This window comes from Nocardia sp. NPDC004068, from assembly GCF_042874315.1.
GTDB lineage: Bacteria > Actinomycetota > Actinomycetes > Mycobacteriales > Mycobacteriaceae > Nocardia.
Genome location: NZ_JBIAMW010000007.1, coordinates 333,028 through 347,987, shown reverse-complemented (window position 1 = coordinate 347,987; position 14,960 = coordinate 333,028). Strand labels below are relative to the sequence as shown.

At 64.1% G+C, this 14,960-nt stretch carries 17 protein-coding genes and 1 pseudogene; 16 read left to right on the top strand and 2 right to left on the bottom strand.

Features of this window, described 5'->3' with window-relative positions:
- The first annotated feature begins 1 nt into the window (after position 1).
- Entirely contained in the window at positions 2 to 583 is a 582-nt protein-coding gene (locus ACFYTQ_RS20320; RefSeq protein ID WP_387362878.1) for a Uma2 family endonuclease, read from the top strand.
- A gap of 9 nt (positions 584 to 592) precedes the next feature.
- On the opposite strand, the gene ACFYTQ_RS20315 is transcribed toward ACFYTQ_RS20320, so the two are convergent.
- Positions 593 to 2,626 (bottom strand): M13 family metallopeptidase, encoded by a 2,034-nt coding sequence (locus ACFYTQ_RS20315; RefSeq protein WP_387362876.1) that lies wholly within the window; start codon positions 2,624 to 2,626, stop codon positions 593 to 595.
- A 322-nt stretch (positions 2,627 to 2,948) separates the two neighbouring features.
- Here ACFYTQ_RS20315 and rplN point away from each other — a divergent pair, with 322 nt between their 5' ends.
- The 11 genes from rplN to ACFYTQ_RS20260 all read left to right on the top strand — a co-directional run bounded on the left by rplN (position 2,949) and on the right by ACFYTQ_RS20260 (position 10,158).
- Positions 2,949 to 3,317, top strand: coding sequence for a 50S ribosomal protein L14 (gene rplN, locus ACFYTQ_RS20310; RefSeq protein ID WP_040745724.1), 369 nt, complete (start codon positions 2,949 to 2,951; stop codon positions 3,315 to 3,317).
- A 1-nt stretch (position 3,318) separates the two neighbouring features.
- A complete protein-coding gene (gene rplX / locus ACFYTQ_RS20305) occupies positions 3,319 to 3,633 on the top strand; it encodes a 50S ribosomal protein L24 (protein ID WP_387362873.1) in 315 nt (104 codons plus the stop codon).
- A complete protein-coding gene (rplE, locus tag ACFYTQ_RS20300) occupies positions 3,633 to 4,196 on the top strand; it encodes a 50S ribosomal protein L5 (protein ID WP_387362871.1) in 564 nt (187 codons plus the stop codon). The genes rplX and rplE overlap by 1 nt, the downstream gene beginning before the upstream one ends.
- A gap of 2 nt (positions 4,197 to 4,198) precedes the next feature.
- On the top strand, positions 4,199 to 4,384 hold the full coding sequence (locus ACFYTQ_RS20295) for a type Z 30S ribosomal protein S14 (RefSeq protein WP_387362869.1): 186 nt from the start codon (positions 4,199 to 4,201) through the stop codon (positions 4,382 to 4,384).
- A gap of 77 nt (positions 4,385 to 4,461) precedes the next feature.
- Entirely contained in the window at positions 4,462 to 4,779 is a 318-nt protein-coding gene (locus tag ACFYTQ_RS20290) for a WXG100 family type VII secretion target (protein ID WP_387362868.1), read from the top strand.
- A 13-nt stretch (positions 4,780 to 4,792) separates the two neighbouring features.
- Positions 4,793 to 5,095: a WXG100 family type VII secretion target gene (locus ACFYTQ_RS20285; protein ID WP_387362866.1), complete on the top strand. Its 303-nt coding sequence runs from the start codon at positions 4,793 to 4,795 to the stop codon at positions 5,093 to 5,095.
- Positions 5,092 to 6,387: a polymorphic toxin type 24 domain-containing protein gene (locus ACFYTQ_RS20280; RefSeq protein WP_387362864.1), complete on the top strand. Its 1,296-nt coding sequence runs from the start codon at positions 5,092 to 5,094 to the stop codon at positions 6,385 to 6,387. Before ACFYTQ_RS20285 ends, ACFYTQ_RS20280 begins: the two co-directional genes overlap by 4 nt.
- Entirely contained in the window at positions 6,384 to 6,803 is a 420-nt protein-coding gene (locus tag ACFYTQ_RS20275) for a HEAT repeat domain-containing protein (protein WP_387362859.1), read from the top strand. The genes ACFYTQ_RS20280 and ACFYTQ_RS20275 overlap by 4 nt, the downstream gene beginning before the upstream one ends.
- A gap of 145 nt (positions 6,804 to 6,948) precedes the next feature.
- Positions 6,949 to 7,479 (top strand): hypothetical protein, encoded by a 531-nt coding sequence (locus ACFYTQ_RS20270; RefSeq protein WP_387362858.1) that lies wholly within the window; start codon positions 6,949 to 6,951, stop codon positions 7,477 to 7,479.
- 152 nt (positions 7,480 to 7,631) lie between these two features.
- On the top strand, positions 7,632 to 8,120 hold the full coding sequence (locus ACFYTQ_RS20265; RefSeq protein ID WP_387362856.1) for a DUF2247 family protein: 489 nt from the start codon (positions 7,632 to 7,634) through the stop codon (positions 8,118 to 8,120).
- A 232-nt stretch (positions 8,121 to 8,352) separates the two neighbouring features.
- Entirely contained in the window at positions 8,353 to 10,158 is a 1,806-nt protein-coding gene (locus ACFYTQ_RS20260; RefSeq protein WP_387363097.1) for a UvrD-helicase domain-containing protein, read from the top strand.
- On the opposite strand, the pseudogene ACFYTQ_RS20255 reads toward ACFYTQ_RS20260, so the two are convergent.
- Positions 10,081 to 10,866 (bottom strand): annotated as a pseudogene (locus tag ACFYTQ_RS20255) (DNA/RNA helicase domain-containing protein); the annotation flags it as partial. The gene ACFYTQ_RS20260 and the pseudogene ACFYTQ_RS20255 overlap by 78 nt on opposite strands.
- 1,042 nt (positions 10,867 to 11,908) lie before the next feature.
- Between ACFYTQ_RS20255 and ACFYTQ_RS20250 the strand changes: the two are divergent.
- Genes ACFYTQ_RS20250 through ACFYTQ_RS20235 form a run of 4 tightly spaced genes read left to right on the top strand, consistent with a single transcriptional unit; the run spans position 11,909 to position 14,956 of the window.
- Positions 11,909 to 12,253 carry a hypothetical protein gene (locus ACFYTQ_RS20250; protein WP_387362854.1) on the top strand — a complete coding sequence of 115 codons (345 nt, stop codon included), beginning with the start codon at positions 11,909 to 11,911 and terminating at the stop codon, positions 12,251 to 12,253.
- A gap of 44 nt (positions 12,254 to 12,297) precedes the next feature.
- Positions 12,298 to 13,308, top strand: coding sequence for a hypothetical protein (locus tag ACFYTQ_RS20245; protein WP_387362852.1), 1,011 nt, complete (start codon positions 12,298 to 12,300; stop codon positions 13,306 to 13,308).
- Positions 13,305 to 14,273, top strand: coding sequence for a hypothetical protein (locus ACFYTQ_RS20240; protein ID WP_387362851.1), 969 nt, complete (start codon positions 13,305 to 13,307; stop codon positions 14,271 to 14,273). Before ACFYTQ_RS20245 ends, ACFYTQ_RS20240 begins: the two co-directional genes overlap by 4 nt.
- Complete coding sequence (locus ACFYTQ_RS20235) at positions 14,270 to 14,956, top strand: LpqN/LpqT family lipoprotein (protein WP_387362849.1); 687 nt, start codon at positions 14,270 to 14,272, stop codon at positions 14,954 to 14,956. The genes ACFYTQ_RS20240 and ACFYTQ_RS20235 overlap by 4 nt, the downstream gene beginning before the upstream one ends.
- Positions 14,957 to 14,960: the final 4 nt, after the last annotated feature.

Genomic DNA, 14,960 nt, shown 5'->3' with positions numbered 1-14,960 from the left:
CATGACCATCCAGGCGGTGGATTCGCTCCCGCACCAGATGACCGAGGAGCAGTACCGTCGGCTGCCCGAGGACATCGCCCGCGAGATCGAGATCGTCCACGGTCATGTCATCGTGTGCGAATCGCCGAGCCCCGAGCACAATCGGATCGCTCGGCGACTCGCCAACGAGCTCGAGCGGCTCCCCAGCACCGAACCGTGCGTCCGGGCCGAGACCGATATCGACGTGGTCCTCTGGCGGGTCCCGAAATTCACCTTCCGCCGCCCGGACGTGGTGGTCTACCGCTGCCTGGACGAGCCCGGCGCCAAGCCCGAAGCGGGCGACACCCTGATCGTCGTCGAGGTGTCGTCCCCGTCCACCGCCGCCGAGGACCTCCTCGACAAGAAGGCCCAGTACGCCCGCGTGGGAATCCCGCTCTATCTCGTTATCGTCCTGAACGACAAGTACGAGATCGAGGACGTTCTGGAATTCCGCCTCGACGCGCACGCGGGTGAATACCGGCTCCACCAGTTCCACCGCGGCGGGGTGCTGCGGCTGGAGCATGTGGTGGTCGGGGAGGTCGTGTTGTCGGAATTGGCGCGCTGAACCGTCGGGTCACAAACTGACGCGCTGGTCCTGGGGCAGGAAGAGTTTGTCGGTCTCCTTGACGTCGAAGGTGGCGTAGAACTCCGGGAGGTTGCGGACGACCTGGTTGCAGCGGAACTCGCTGGGGGAGTGGACGTCGTTGGTGACCAGCCACTCGGTGTACTCGGCGGTGGACTTGGTGCGCCAGTTGCGGGCCCAGGAGTGGAACATGTCGGTGTAGTCGGGGGTGTCGCGGCCCTCGCGCTTCTCGGCGAGGCGGTAGGCGGCGAGGGAGATCATCAGGCCGCGCAGGTCGGCGAGGTTCTCGCCGACGGTGAGTTCACCGTTGACGTGCTGGTCGATGCCCTCGGGGACCAGCGCGTCGTACTGGTCGATGAGCTGTTTGGTACGGGTGTCGAAGGCCGCGCGGTCCGCCGGGGTCCACCAGTCGCGCCGATTGCCGTCGCCGTCGTACTTCGAGCCCTGATCGTCGAAGCCGTGGCCGATCTCGTGGCCGATGGTGGCGCCGATCGCGCCGTAGTTCACCGCGGGTTCGGCGTCCTTGTCGAAGAAGGGGGCCTGCAGGATCGCGGCGGGGAAGTTGATCGAATTGGAGGCGGCGGAGTAGTAGGCGTTGACCTCCTGCGGGGCCATGCCCCACTCCAGCTTGTCGACCGGCGTGCCGAGGTGATCCATGCTGCGCTTGGATTCGAAAGTGTTGATGGCGCGCAGGGATTCGATCAATTTCCCGCGGGTCACCTTCAGCGTCGAATAGTCCACCCACTTGTCGGGATAGCCGATCTTGACGGTGATCTTGTCCAGTTTGGCGATGGCCGCGTCCCGGGTCTGCGGGGACATCCAGCTCGAATTGCGGAAGTTGTCGCGGTAGGCGGCGATGATGTCGTTGACCATCTCCTTCGCGCGATCCTTCGCGTCGGGTGGGAAATGCTTTGCGACATAAGCCTTTCCGAGCTGCTCCCCGGCGTACTGGTTGACCGTGCCGATCGCCGACTTCCACAGTTCGGGGCGCTGCTGCGTCCCGTTCATCACCTTGCCGAAGAAGTCGAAATTGGCGTCGGAGATGTCCTTCTTCAGGAAGCGGGCGAACTCGCGCACGAGATAGAGCTTCAGATACTCACGCAGCACGGCGATATCGGTCTCGGTCCACAGCTTGCCCGCCGCGGTGACGAACGACGGCTCGCCGACGACGATCTTGTCGAACAGGTTCTTGGGCCGGTCGGTCGTGCCCGCCAGCCAGGCGTCCCATTCGAAAGTCGGTGCGAGAGCGACCAATTCGTTCCAGGACTTGAGGTTGTAGGTGGCGTCGCTGTCGCGGGTGCGCACGTTGTCCCAGAAGCCCGCGGCGATCCGCTTCTCCAGATCGAACACCCGTTGCGCCATCCCCGCCGGATCGGGGAAGCCCGCGCCGGTGGCGATGCGTTCGAGATAGGTGCGGTAGGCGGCGAGCTTGTCGGCCTGCTCGGGCTTGCGGTAGTACTGCTCGCCGAGGCCGATGCCGGACTGGCTCACGTACGGGATGTAGGCGTTGGAGTCCTTCTGATCGACCGAGACGTTCAGCCCGATCAGCCCGGCGATCGGCAGCTCGCCCATCACCTTCGCGAGGTCCGCCTTCGTCGGGGCCTTGTCCACCTTGTCGAACAGGTCCTGCAACGGCGACATGCCGAGCTTCTCGATCGTGTCCAGATCCATCCGCGCGTCGTACAGGTCGCGGATCTGCTGCTCGGGCGTGCCGTTCTTCGGGTCCTTGATGGCCTCGACGATCTCGCGCAGCTGCCCCTCGACCCGATCGGACACCTCGTCGAACGTGCCGAAGCTGTTCTTGTCCGGCGGCAGCTGATACTCCCGCAGCCACTTCCCGTTGACGTGCCGGTACAGATCGTCCTGCGGCCGCACCGCCGGATCCACCCCCGACAGATCGGCCCCGTGCAACTGCACCGGCGCCGACTGCTTCGAACACGCCACCAGCGCGGTCGCCACCGGCACCGCCCCCAGCGCGATCAGAAACGAACGACGATCCAGGCGGGCCCGGCCTCGAGATGTCACAGGCAACCTCTTCCCGACGGTATGGCGATCTGGCTGTGCGATCGAGGCTAATGTCTCCGGCGTTCCCGCGTCATCCCGCCGGGCCGTGGGGGGCGATCGCCCGCGCCCCCAGGCCTGCGATTTGGGGACCACCTGCGCCTTCGCTACACTGGCCAGGTTGCCTGCGGGGGAGTTGTGCCCGCACTTCGGCCGTGAACCCCCAGTGGTGATCGCTTCGATCGCGAGAATCCGCTGGCAGGCGCGCGTTCGAGGGGCAGCTGACCATGCCCGTCGGGTCGGTAATCCGGCGTGCATATCGTCCAGGTCCAGGAGGAGAGCTGAAGTGATTCAGCAAGAGTCGCGGCTGCGCGTCGCCGACAACACGGGTGCCAAGGAGATTCTCTGCATCCGCGTGCTCGGCGGTTCGTCGCGTCGCTATGCCGGTATCGGCGACGTGATCGTCGCCACCGTGAAGGACGCCATCCCCGGCGGCAACGTCAAGAAGGGCGATGTCGTCAAGGCCGTCGTCGTGCGCACCACCAAGGAGCGCCGGCGTCCGGATGGCAGCTACATCCGCTTCGACGAGAACGCCGCGGTGCTGATCAAGGCGGACAACGATCCGCGCGGCACCCGCATCTTCGGCCCGGTCGGCCGCGAGCTGCGCGACAAGCGTTTCATGAAGATCGTTTCGCTGGCCCCGGAGGTGCTCTGACATGAAGGTGCACAAGGGCGACACCGTGATCGTCATCTCGGGTAAGGACAAGGGCGCCAAGGGCAAGGTCATCCAGGCCTACCCGAAGGAGCAGCGGGTCCTGGTCGAGGGCGTGAACCGCATCAAGAAGCACGTCGCGAACTCCGCGAACCAGCGCGGCGCCAGCTCGGGCGGCATCGTGACCCAGGAGGCGCCCATCCACGTGTCGAACGTGATGGTCGTCGACTCCGACGGCAAGCCGTCCCGCGTGGGCTACCGCACCGACGAGAACGGCAAGCGGGTGCGTATCTCCCGTCGCAACGGGAAGGACATCTGATGACCACCACCGAGAAGATCCAGCCCCGGCTGAAGCTGCGCTACCGCGAGGAAATCAAGGACGCGCTGAACAAGGAATTCAACTACGCCAACGTGATGCAGATCCCGGGCGTGGTGAAGGTCGTGGTGAACATGGGCGTCGGCGACGCCGCCCGCGACGCCAAGCTGATCAACGGCGCCGTCGCCGACTTGGCCCTGATCACCGGTCAGAAGCCGGAGATCCGCAAGGCCCGCAAGTCCATCGCGCAGTTCAAGCTGCGTGAGGGCATGCCGATCGGCGCCCGCGTCACCCTGCGCGGCGACCGCATGTGGGAGTTCCTGGACCGCCTCGTGTCCATCGCCCTCCCCCGAATCCGCGACTTCCGCGGCCTGTCGCCGAAGCAGTTCGACGGCAACGGCAACTACACCTTCGGTCTCTCGGAGCAGTCGATGTTCCACGAGATCGACGTCGACAAGATCGACCGCCCCCGCGGCATGGACATCACGGTCGTCACCACGGCCACCAACGACGAAGAGGGCCGCGCCCTCCTGCGTCACCTCGGCTTCCCGTTCAAGGAGAACTGAGCATGGCTAAGAAAGCTCTGATCAACAAGGCCAACCGGAAGCCGAAGTTCGGCGTGCGCGCCTACACCCGCTGCCAGCGCTGCGGCCGGCCCCACGCGGTGTTCCGCAAGTTCGGGTTGTGCCGTGTGTGCTTGCGGGATATGGCGCACAAGGGTGAGCTGCCCGGGGTGCACAAGGCTTCCTGGTAGGACTTGCTTCGCGAGTGACCCGGTACGGCTTCGGCCGTGCCGGGTTGTCGTGTTGGTGGGGGTGTTAGGTTTTGGGGGTGAGTGAGAGTGGGGGAAGTCCGCGGTTCGCGATCGAATCGGAGGAAGTCAGGGCCCTCGGGCGGGCGGCCTTCGAGGTCGCGCGACAGTGCCGAGAGGGGTTGTCCGCCTTGCAGACCGATGTGCGGGACCTGCTCGACGAGTGGAGGGGGAACAATGCCGACGCCTTCGGAGGGGCGTGGGACGAGTTGCATACCGGGGCCGTGGAGGTGTGGGACGCGTTGGCGGAGTTGGCCGCGAGGCTGGGGGTGACTGTGGATATGGTCGACAGGACGGACCAGGCGAACGCCGCCGGTACGCGCATGCTGGACCTCTGAACGGATCGTTCCGATGACCGAAGACGCACGGGCATTCACGGTTGACCTCGACAAGCTGGAGAATCTCGCCGCGCGAATCCGAGGATTCGCGGATTTCATTGCGGGACAACTCGATTCGATCGATCAGAAGGCCAAGCAAGCCGACGGCCATTGGACCGGGAGCGCTGCGGACGCCTACCGGGAAACCCATGCCGAATGGCTCGCGGGTGCGATCGATATCAAAGAGGGCCTGCGAAATCTGGAAAAGGTCGTGAAGCAAGTCCACGAGGGCTACACCGGTGCTGTCGCGGACAACCTGCGAATCCTCGGCATATGACGAAACTCGACGTCGATCCGAAGACGTACTACCAGGCGGCGATCAACTGCTTCGACGCGGCCGCGGCATTGCGTGACAGCTTCGTGTACATCTTCGCGGAGCTGGCCGAATGCGGGTCGATGGCCGGGGTCGACGACGACGGCAAGAAATGGGCGACGTCGTACAACACCGCCGCGTATCATGTGGTGGGTATGTTCCAGGAGGTCCACTCCACCCTGATGACATACGGAAGCGCGCTCAACGACATCGGATTCAATCACGCGCAAGCCGACGCATCGATCGAGGGAACGCCCCAACCGGGTCGCCCGACGGACGCGCAGGCACCCGTCTTCGGGCCCTTCTCGGTTCCCGCTTCGGCCGGTGGCCCCGGTCAGGGCATCGTCGACAAAGGCATCAACATAGTCAGCGAGATCGGTATCCCGGTTCCCGACGGGCACACCGGACGCCTCGCCAAGGCGGCCGACGCGTGGGACCGACTCGGCACGATCTATCAGAATACGAACGCACGCGACAAGATCACGATCTCGGCCACCTTGTTCGACGACGTTACCTCTCCCGAAGCGGTGCACGTCCGAGACGATCTGAGAACGCTTTCGGATTCCATCGACAAGATGCTGACCGCCTGCAAGGACATCAGCGCATCGTGCATCGGCTACAAGGAAGCCCTGGACGAACTCCGCAAGGAGATCAAAGGTCTGCTGGAGAGCCTGCTCGAGGAACTCGCCATGGACGCCGCGATCTCGATCGGCCTGGCGTTGGTGAGTTTCGGCGCCGGTGCGGTCACGGCCGTGAAGGCCCTCGATTCCGTGCGTCGATGGGCGGCGAAGATCAAAGACGGTATTCTCGCCTGGCGCGCCCGCAAAGCGCTGCAAATCGCGGGCATGAAGCAAGAGGCCAAGGACGCCCTGTTCAAGGCGCGAAAAGCCGTGCAGGACTTGTTCGAGCGGTTGGGCAAGAAGGGGGAGAATGTCAAGCGGGTGCCGAAGCCGTCGTTGAAGAGTGAGTTGGACAATGCTCAGACGTGGACCAATGGAAACCTTCCGGCGAAAAACGGGCCACCGAACGGTTATCTGGTCAAGCGAGATCCGCAGGGGAACATCTCGAACTATACCCAATACGACTCCGAAGGAAATGCTGTCAAACGAGTGGATCTCACCGGAGCCACCCATGCGGGCGTACCGACTCCCCATGTGGTGGAATACGAGGTGAACGTCAATCCGAATACCGGGGAGAAGTTCCCGCGACCGAACAATCGGAACGTCAGACCCGCGACACCGGAGGAGATTCCATGACCAGTCGAGAAGACTCCGGCATCACATTGCCAGAAGCCCTGGAAATGTCCGCAGATCCAGCCTGGTCCACGCGGGTGACCGCCGCCGAACAACTCGGGCGATTCATCGACGACCCTGCGGCAAGGCATCGGCTCGAGGAGCTGCTGCGCGACCCCGGCGATGTCGCGGTCCAGGTAGCCGCAGCCGAGGTGCTGACGCGAGGCGGAGGGACCAAGGGCGTGCTGGCGGTGCTCGAGGAAGTGGGCCGTCGCGCCGACGATCCCGATGCCGATTACATCGCCTACAAACTGTACGAGTTGGAGGGCATGGGAGAGTATCCGGTACTTGCTACCGCTTCGGCAATTGATCCTGCCGATATAACTCCGAATAGCCGGGTGGGGATCGCGAACGTAAAACGTCTGCTCGGTGTTGACTGAATTATGTATCATTCGACCCTGTCGGTGTCGAAGATGAACAAGTCGCCGGGCATTACGGCGTCAGTCCCAAGGCGGTGAAAGACGCCATTCACAAAATCGAGGCGCAGGGCGCGTGGCGCGGCAACATCCTCGATGAGCTCGGGGAATGAGCGAAAGCGGGAGCATGCATCCGCAGATCATCGAGCACGAGGACCGTTGGATCCTCCTACCGCTGCGGGGCAGTCGCGTGGTGGGGGTGGATTGGCGTCCGGAGGAGGTCGGCCTTCTTCTGGACACGGATTTCCTGATTGTGATCGGTTACGACGCTGAGCTGTCGCCGCAACCGGTTGCCAAGGATGCGATCGGGCGTCACCAGATCGGGCATTGGCGTCGGGACGAAGTCGAGAATGCACTGAAATCCGAGATTCTTTCGCCGGTATTCTTCAAATCCGGCGGGGCGAGAGTTGCTTTTCGAAACGGTTGGAAGCTGTTCCTCCCGGAGTGTCCGGCAACCTCACCTGCGGCTGTAGTAGCAGGTTCTCTAGTACTGTGGACTCGTGCCGGGTTGGCGCAACTCGCGGACTATCCTGTGCGCCGTATAGATCCATGGACCGGGCAGCTGGTTACCACGCCTGAATGGCCGCCGCGACCCGAGAGCCTGGACATCGACAGCGAGTCGGATGACATCAATGGGTGAATTTCAGCGCCACTGGGTTTCGTGGACGACTACGTCGGAGACCGCATCTTCATGAGCGCACTGGTGGTTTGGATTAAGAAGAGCTGAGGGTCCGGGCTCGAGAGGGTTATGAGGGATTGTACGGTTGATTCTTTCCGAGATGGAGCCGTGAAATGAGCGAAGCGCTGATCCGGTTCGAGTTACCGGCATCGTTCATCGAGTCGAGGGCCAAGTTGACCCCGCGCGAACTCGGCTACGGCTACCGCAATAGGTGGATCACGGACGCGGACGTGGTTCGCTTGGCGACGACGGACGTTGTGCCGGAGACCGAGCCCATGGAGGTGGTCGAGTCACTTTCGTTGCTTCTGTCCGATGAGCTCGGCAAAGTCGATGATCTGGTTGATCGACTGGTCGTCGATGGGGGCGCGGTCTGGGTCTATCTGACCGTGGCCTGGGTTTATGAGCACCCCTCCGATTTCGAGGGAAAGCCCCTTCAAGCAATCGAAAAGCTGTATGCCGAGTTCGATTATCCGCCGGAGATGGAGCCGTTCATTACATTCTCGCCTCCGCCCACGGACGGGACGCCCGGATTCGAAGGGCTCGAGGAGCGTCTGCGCGATTACCTGTCAGAGGGCTGGCAGCGGTATCACGAGGCGCGATAGAACCGGCCTTTCGGTCTGCCATCCATGCCGCGACCGTGCGCGCTAATCAAGGACCATTGGACCACGTCGATTTCAGCCACTATTGCGATCCGCTCCCGAACCCGTCACTCTGGAACCGTCTTCGTCAACCAGCGTCGACGAATGTGGGGGTTCGTACGTGAGCGGTGGAACGAGCTTCAATCAGGAGCGGCGGCGACTCGCCGTCGAGCGGGCGATCAGCGAGTTGGGGCCGATGCCGACACGTCGGCGCAACCTCATATCCGGTCTGTTGGCCGATCGGCGCGGCTGGCATGTTTTGGTACGGGATCGGTTGGAGTCGACGAGAGATCGAGTGGACCTGTTGCTGATCGGCACGGGCGGCGTCTTTGCTTTCGTATTCGGCGATCAGCCGCTCGACGGGACCGAGATCGCACGATTGCGCGCCCACCTCCAGCAACTGCTGGATGGTGTGAGGGTGAGTGGGTCGCCACACGAATTCGTCACGGACACAGTGCGATTGGTTCTGGTGACCGCACCGCACCAGCGGGTTCGAAGTGATGGCCGGTTCCTGGTGGTCAGTGAGATCGACTATCCGCGGGCGATCGCCGGGCCCAAACGCCTGTCTCGCGGAGCCGCCGACGGATTGGCTCGGGCAGCGGCGCAACGCGACCGCCAACTGGTCTCGCTGTCTGTCGAAGACCGACCCGAGACCACCGGCGCCGACGCGCTGATCGGGGTCGATGAACTTGTCGACCAGGAGCGGGAACGGGCGCTGCGCGAACCGCTTCCGTCCTGGATGACATTCCTCGATCCCGCACAGCGCGCCTTGGTGACGAAGAATTACAGCGGTCCCGCTCGCATCGCCGGGCCTGCCGGTACCGGAAAGACGGTCGTCGCGCTGCATCGGATGGCGAGCCGCGCACACCGCACGACCGGAAAACTGCTGTTCACCACCTTCGTTCGCAATCTGCCACGCTGCCAGGAACGAGCCTTCGCGCGGTTGGCGCCCTTCGCCGTCGACCGTGCCCAGTTCATGACCCTGCATGCCTGGGCCGGACAGCTGCTGGACAGTCGAAACCACCACGTCACGATGAACCTGACCAAGGCCGACAACGCCTTCAATCTCGCTTGGTCGAGAGTGGGCAGCCGGGGACCGCTCGGTGCGATCGAACCGGACAACCGCTATTGGCGCGCCGAGATCGACCGGCTGATCAAGGGCCGTGGTATGGGTACCGACGATTTCGAGGAGTACGCGTCCGTCGTGCGGCGGGGCCGAACCGGTGTGTTGCGCCGTGACGCCCGCGCGGCCGTTTGGGAGCTCTTCCGCGAATACGAGAAGATTCGCGAAGAAATGAATTTCCTCGACGCCAATGACCTGATCACCGCGGCCCTGCGTGAACTTCAGCGTGAACCGCTCGACGATCGGTACGACATGGTCGTCGTCGACGAGGTGCAGGATATGACGGTGCAGGGATTGCGGCTCGTGCACGCCATCGCCGGTGACGCGCCCAATGCTCTCCTGCTGGTCGGCGATGGGCAGCAGAAGATCTACGCGGGCGGTTGGCGGATCGCGGACGCGGGGATCCGAATCGTCGGCCGCGGCGAATTGCTGAAGGTCAACTATCGCAATTGCGCTGAGGTCATGCGGCTGGCCGCGTCCTTCGAAGGCCGCAATCTCGTGGATGATCTCGACGGTATTCCCGCCGTCACGCTCGGCCGCGCCCAGACCGCGCTCTCCGGCGGCGAAGCCGTCACCTGGTCCGGTACGGATGCCGAGGTCGAGGAGGCGATCCACGAGCAACTCCAGCGGATTCAGGAGAAGGGCATCCCGCTCTCGGCGACGGCCCTCATCACTCGGACCAATCACGAGACCACCCGATTCCGGAACGCCTTGCGGCGCTGGGGCATTCCCTTCCAGGACCTTCAGGACTACTGCGGCGACGACGCGGAAGAGTCGGTGAAGATCGGAACCGTGTTCCGGGTCGCCGCGCAGATTCCACGGCCGTTTCCACTCACCGATCACGACGTCGTCGACCAGGGTGCCGTCATCCTTGGGTGAACTCCACGGCCAGCAGTAACCCGCGGCGATGCGGGCGGTGAGGCCTTCCGCGTTCTTGGCGCGGAGGAAATCCTCCATCTCCCGGGGTGAGTTCGCGACGTGGACCTCGAACGTGGGATCGCCGGTCCAGGGCGTGGGGCCGCCTTCCCGCAGGCCGAGCAGGCGTCGCACCCATTCGTCGTAGGCCCCGCTGCCGCCGCAGCGGAACTGGACGTCCAATTCGATCTCGTGCACGATATGCCCGGAACGGGCCGCATGGCGTTTGATCTCCTGCACCCGTCCGACTTCATCGGGGCGCACGACCTGATGTTCGTCCAGGAGGAATACCGGCACCCGCGCGACCGACATCAGTTCGTCGAGTTGCGGGCGGCCCGTGCGCGCGGACTTGGGGGTGAAGCGGTTCGTCGATACCTCGCGGATGCGGTGGGCCTCGTCGCAGATGAGGACGTCGAGTTCGTTCTCGTCCAGGGTGGCGAAGTTCCGAAAGTATTTGAACAGGCCCTGCAATTCGGTCGAGCCCTTCGCCGGGAACTTGCGAAGCGACTCGGTGAAAGCCAGCGATCCGGTGGCGTGCCGAACGCGATATCCGTCCCGATGCAGTTCGGCGAGCAGGGAAACGGCGATGAGGCTCTTACCGCTGCCCGGTCCGCCGGTGACGATGACGACGCTCTTGTGATTGGACCGATGCGCCGCACGCACCTGGTTCATCACCGTCTCGTAGGCCAGCTTCTGCTGGTCGAGCAGGGTGTACTCGGTGGCGGCCCGGAGTTCGGCTCCGGTGAAGGAGAACAGATTCGGCTTGGGTCTGAGGGGACTGGTGAGCAGGCGTTCGGCGGCGTCGCCCGCGGGTTGCGGGGCGAGCTGGCTTCGCAGGAATTCCAGGAACTCGTCGTGTTGATCACCGGTGAACAGGCGGCCCAATCGGTCCGGCTGTCGGGCGCGCAGCGCGGTCACAGAATTCTCGGTGGCGTTGTGCAGATACGCCACTCCGCTCACCGCATGGGGACGAGCGTGCAGGATCTCGACGAACTGGGTGAGATATCGGCAGTAGCCGCGCACCTGATCGATCGGATGCAACTGTTCGTTCGGAATCCCCGAGGCCCGGACGATGCGGTCCGAATTCCACACGGTCTCCGCCCGGCTCCACTGCTTCAGTTCGACGACCACATAGTTGTCCTCGCCGGTCTGCGGATGTGCGCCCGCGAGAATCACATCGGCCCGGCGGCTGGATTCGGGCAGCCGGTACTCGATGAGCATCTGCGTCTTTTCCAGGCCGATCTCGGCGAGATCCCGCGCGATCCACGGCAGACTCACATCCCAGGACCGTTGTTCGGCGGTGGGCCGTTCCCGCCGAGTACGACCCAAATGCTCGGTCACCATCGCGGACAGCTAATTCTGCGCGGACAGCGCCAGCACCTCTTCGGCGGTCGAACGGTACACCTGGTTCGGCAAGGCAGGAACCCCCGGATAGCACGAATGATCGTGCGGTGGGGGCGTATCCGCGTCAGCGGAAGCCCGTCGAGCCGCATGTGACGACGAGAGGTCAACTTACCAAAGGACTTTCGCCGCCGCCCAATCAGTCGCGGATCATGTCGTGCTCACGGGCTCGGTTGCCGAAGGTCGCGCACCCTCCGCGGCCGTCGGTGAAAGCCCCTTCCAGCACGGTTCGATATGCCGGACTACCACTCGTAAAGGGACAAGTCGGACTTGGTATGGCGGTGGACAGTACGTGTCCGGAATGCTGTAGCGCATGCCGTTCGAAGTGAATCCCGATAGTCTCCGGCAAGCTGCTGCGGCTCTGGCCCTACTGCCGGAAGAGATCGATCATGCGCCGCAGGTGAAATCGCAGCCGGTGGCGGATGCGCTGAAGGGATCGGCCATGGGGGACGTGCTGGCGGGTTTGGATGCGGTCAGTTCGTTGGCCAAGGCCGTGTTGCAGGCCCGGTTCAACGAGTTCTCCGGGGTGCTGGCGCTGTCCGCCGACAAATTCCACGGCAGCGATGTGGACGCGGCTCAACGGATCGCGGCGGTCGCCGATTTCAATTCCGGGAATCCCGCCGAACCCGCACTGCCGACCTCCTTTCCGGGGCGGTGACCATGGCGACTCCGAGCCAGGTGAGCAGGTGGGATGTCGACGGGTTGGCCGGTCTGGCCGCGGACGCCACCGCGCTGGCGGACGCGATCGCCAAGGCGGCGGACACCATGCACACCACCATTCACGACGGCCTGGTCTGGAAAGGTGCGGCCAAGGATGCCGCCGAAGGCAAGGCCGACAGGGAGCAGAAACAGATGCGGGCCGTCGCGACGGCCTACGACGATATCGCCGCGGCCTGCTCGGGTGCCCACGACGAAATGGCCCATCCGCTCTCGGAGATCAAGACCATCCTCCAACTCTATGCCGTCGCTCCGGTCGCCGTGGCCGACGATTGGACCATCACCGGAGTCGAGGATTGGAATTCCGATGCGGGACAGCAACTTTCCCGCTTGTCCGGCCTCGTCACGACGCTGGTGTCCGCGGACGTGAAATGGAGCGCCAAACTCTCCCACGCGCGTCATGAGCTCACGATGCTGGCAACGGATTCGGCGCTGAGAACGGAGTCCGCGGAGATTCAGAAGATCAAAAAGGAGGATCCGAAGGCGATCGCGGACAGTATCGCCACCAATCCCACCTCGTTCTGGGCGCCGGATGTGCCGGGAATGACCGCGTCCACGATCGCGGGAGCCATGACGGAGGGGACCCGGCTGGGGTTGGAGAACGCGGCGAAGGACGCGGGTGACGCGGGGGTGCTCAAATGGGTCGAGAACTGGGGAAACGTCGGAAAGGACGGCACCTGGGCTCGCGATGTCTCGTCCGGGTTCAGCAGATTGGGAGTCGTGGGTAGCGCGATCGGGACGGTCCCTTCCATCGTGGACGATATTCATGGCGGGATGGACCCGACCGAGGCGGTCGTGAGTGAGGGCGGCGGAACTGCCGCGGGGTTGCTGGCTGGTGGTGTGCTCGGGGGTATGGCCAGCGGAGCGGTCGCTGGGACAGAACTCGGGAGTGTGGTTCCAGGCGTCGGAAACGTGGTGGGTCTCGTCGTCGGATCCGCGGTGGGCGCCGGTGCGTCCTACTTGGGGTCGAAAGGGATTCAATGGTTATGGGAATGACCGAACCGAACGGCTCGGCGTCGCGGTCGGAGGTGCCTTTTCCGCAGTGGCAATGGGTTCCGGCTTGGCCGATTTCGGGCCGTTCGCTCGGTACCCGGGTTCTGGCGGTGGTCACAGGTGGGGCGCTCGTGATCGTCGCCGTTGTTTGGATCGCCATCGTGATTGTCGACGGGCTGCGCGCGCGGCACATCGTCACGGTGATCGGTGGCCTTGGCGGCGCTTCGATGGTCGCAGGTATCGGATTCGTGCTCATCGATAACGCGGATTTGGTGCGTCGCAAACCCCGCGCCGAGGCGTATCGCCGTCTGGACGGTGAGCACGGTCCCGGCGTTGTGCTTCGACCCCGCCGGACCAATCCGATACTGTACCTCGCGCTCGGTGGCGTCGCGGTTTATGGAATCGCCGCGTGGCTCGCCTGGCGGAACGGATTCTATGACGACGGTCTGCTGCCGTTGTCGAAGAACAATCAGGGTGGCGCGACATTCGCGCTGATATTCGGTGTGGTCAGCGCGCTGTGCGCGTTGGTGTTGGCCGTCCTGCTCCGTTGGAAACTGTCGGTCGAGCTGTATCCCCTCGGCGTGAAGAGGCCCAGCGCATTTCCGGGTGGTGACCGGAAGGATCGGTTCGTGAAATGGGAGGACGTGGCGTCGGCCGCGAAAGGAGAGTTTCGCTCGTCGGCCCAAGCGGGGCCGTTACCGACCATCGATCTGTACCTCAGAACACCCTGCCCCCCGGTTACCCGATTGGAGCTGCGGCTGGACCGGCCGGACCGAGTGGCGCTGCCGGTGTATGCCCTTGCGGGAGAGGTGAATACGGTTCTGGCTGTCGTGCGGATCCTGGTTTCGCGGCCCGAGTCCCGAGCTTGTCTGGCCCATCCGGATGCCCCGGCGTGGTTCACCCCACCCCCGCTGGCAGAGCAGCAGAGGTTGTCCAAGCTGTACGGCAAAGGAAATGCGGCGCGATGACTTCCGGATCGCCGGGCGGCATGCCCCTCTCTGTGGCCGAGTACCTGAACCGCGTCGGGGTTGGTCTCGTGGTCGCCCATCGAGACACCGTGGGTGTGCCGATCGCCGAGGTTCTGGTGCCGGTCGGCTGGCGGCGAGTGGCAGCGGCCGCCTTCCCGCACGCCTACGGGGTGTGGGCGCTACCGCCCGCGGAAGGAGAGGGCTGGGCGGACAACGCGGTGCTACTGATCGGCAGGTTGACCAGCAAGGTGGACGCTGCGGCCTTGTTGAGCTGTGCATTCACGAGTTCCCGCGCGTTGCCTGGTTGGCACGAGGAGCTAAGCGGCAGTGGGACTTTCGGCGGACAACCGTCCGCTGTGATCAGCGGCCGGTATTCAGCGGGCGCGCTGAGGCTCTGGTCGTCCAACCGCTACCTGCTCTTTCGTCTCACCCACCAGCAGTACCTCGTGCAGCTCACGGTCACGACCCGAGTCGAATCGAGCAGGGACGGCGATGCCGTTGCGGGCTCCTTGCGGGTGAGACCTTCGCTGTCGCCGTCGGAACCGGAACAGGCGAAAGACAAGTCACCCCGCCCGGAGCAACCCCGCCACTGGCCCCCAGGCCCCGTCTTCGACCACACCGAAGACTGGACCGAAGACGACGAATACTTCGCCCGAAAACGCCGCACCGGCTGGCTGGAATGACCCC

What these genes read in the sequence shown, in the direction of transcription:
- ACFYTQ_RS20280 (WP_387362864.1), top strand. Translation starts at nt 5,092, where the DNA reads ATGACGAAACTCGACGTCGATCCGAAGACGTACTACCAGGCGGCGATC.
- ACFYTQ_RS20250 (WP_387362854.1), top strand. Translation starts at nt 11,909, where the DNA reads ATGCCGTTCGAAGTGAATCCCGATAGTCTCCGGCAAGCTGCTGCGGCT.
- rplX (WP_387362873.1), top strand. Translation starts at nt 3,319, where the DNA reads ATGAAGGTGCACAAGGGCGACACCGTGATCGTCATCTCGGGTAAGGAC.
- rplE (WP_387362871.1), top strand. Translation starts at nt 3,633, where the DNA reads ATGACCACCACCGAGAAGATCCAGCCCCGGCTGAAGCTGCGCTACCGC.
- ACFYTQ_RS20240 (WP_387362851.1), top strand. Translation starts at nt 13,305, where the DNA reads ATGACCGAACCGAACGGCTCGGCGTCGCGGTCGGAGGTGCCTTTTCCG.
- ACFYTQ_RS20295 (WP_387362869.1), top strand. Translation starts at nt 4,199, where the DNA reads ATGGCTAAGAAAGCTCTGATCAACAAGGCCAACCGGAAGCCGAAGTTC.
- ACFYTQ_RS20265 (WP_387362856.1), top strand. Translation starts at nt 7,632, where the DNA reads ATGAGCGAAGCGCTGATCCGGTTCGAGTTACCGGCATCGTTCATCGAG.
- ACFYTQ_RS20270 (WP_387362858.1), top strand. Translation starts at nt 6,949, where the DNA reads ATGAGCGAAAGCGGGAGCATGCATCCGCAGATCATCGAGCACGAGGAC.
- ACFYTQ_RS20260 (WP_387363097.1), top strand. Translation starts at nt 8,353, where the DNA reads ATGCCGACACGTCGGCGCAACCTCATATCCGGTCTGTTGGCCGATCGG.
- ACFYTQ_RS20320 (WP_387362878.1), top strand. Translation starts at nt 2, where the DNA reads ATGACCATCCAGGCGGTGGATTCGCTCCCGCACCAGATGACCGAGGAG.
- ACFYTQ_RS20235 (WP_387362849.1), top strand. Translation starts at nt 14,270, where the DNA reads ATGACTTCCGGATCGCCGGGCGGCATGCCCCTCTCTGTGGCCGAGTAC.
- ACFYTQ_RS20285 (WP_387362866.1), top strand. Translation starts at nt 4,793, where the DNA reads ATGACCGAAGACGCACGGGCATTCACGGTTGACCTCGACAAGCTGGAG.
- ACFYTQ_RS20275 (WP_387362859.1), top strand. Translation starts at nt 6,384, where the DNA reads ATGACCAGTCGAGAAGACTCCGGCATCACATTGCCAGAAGCCCTGGAA.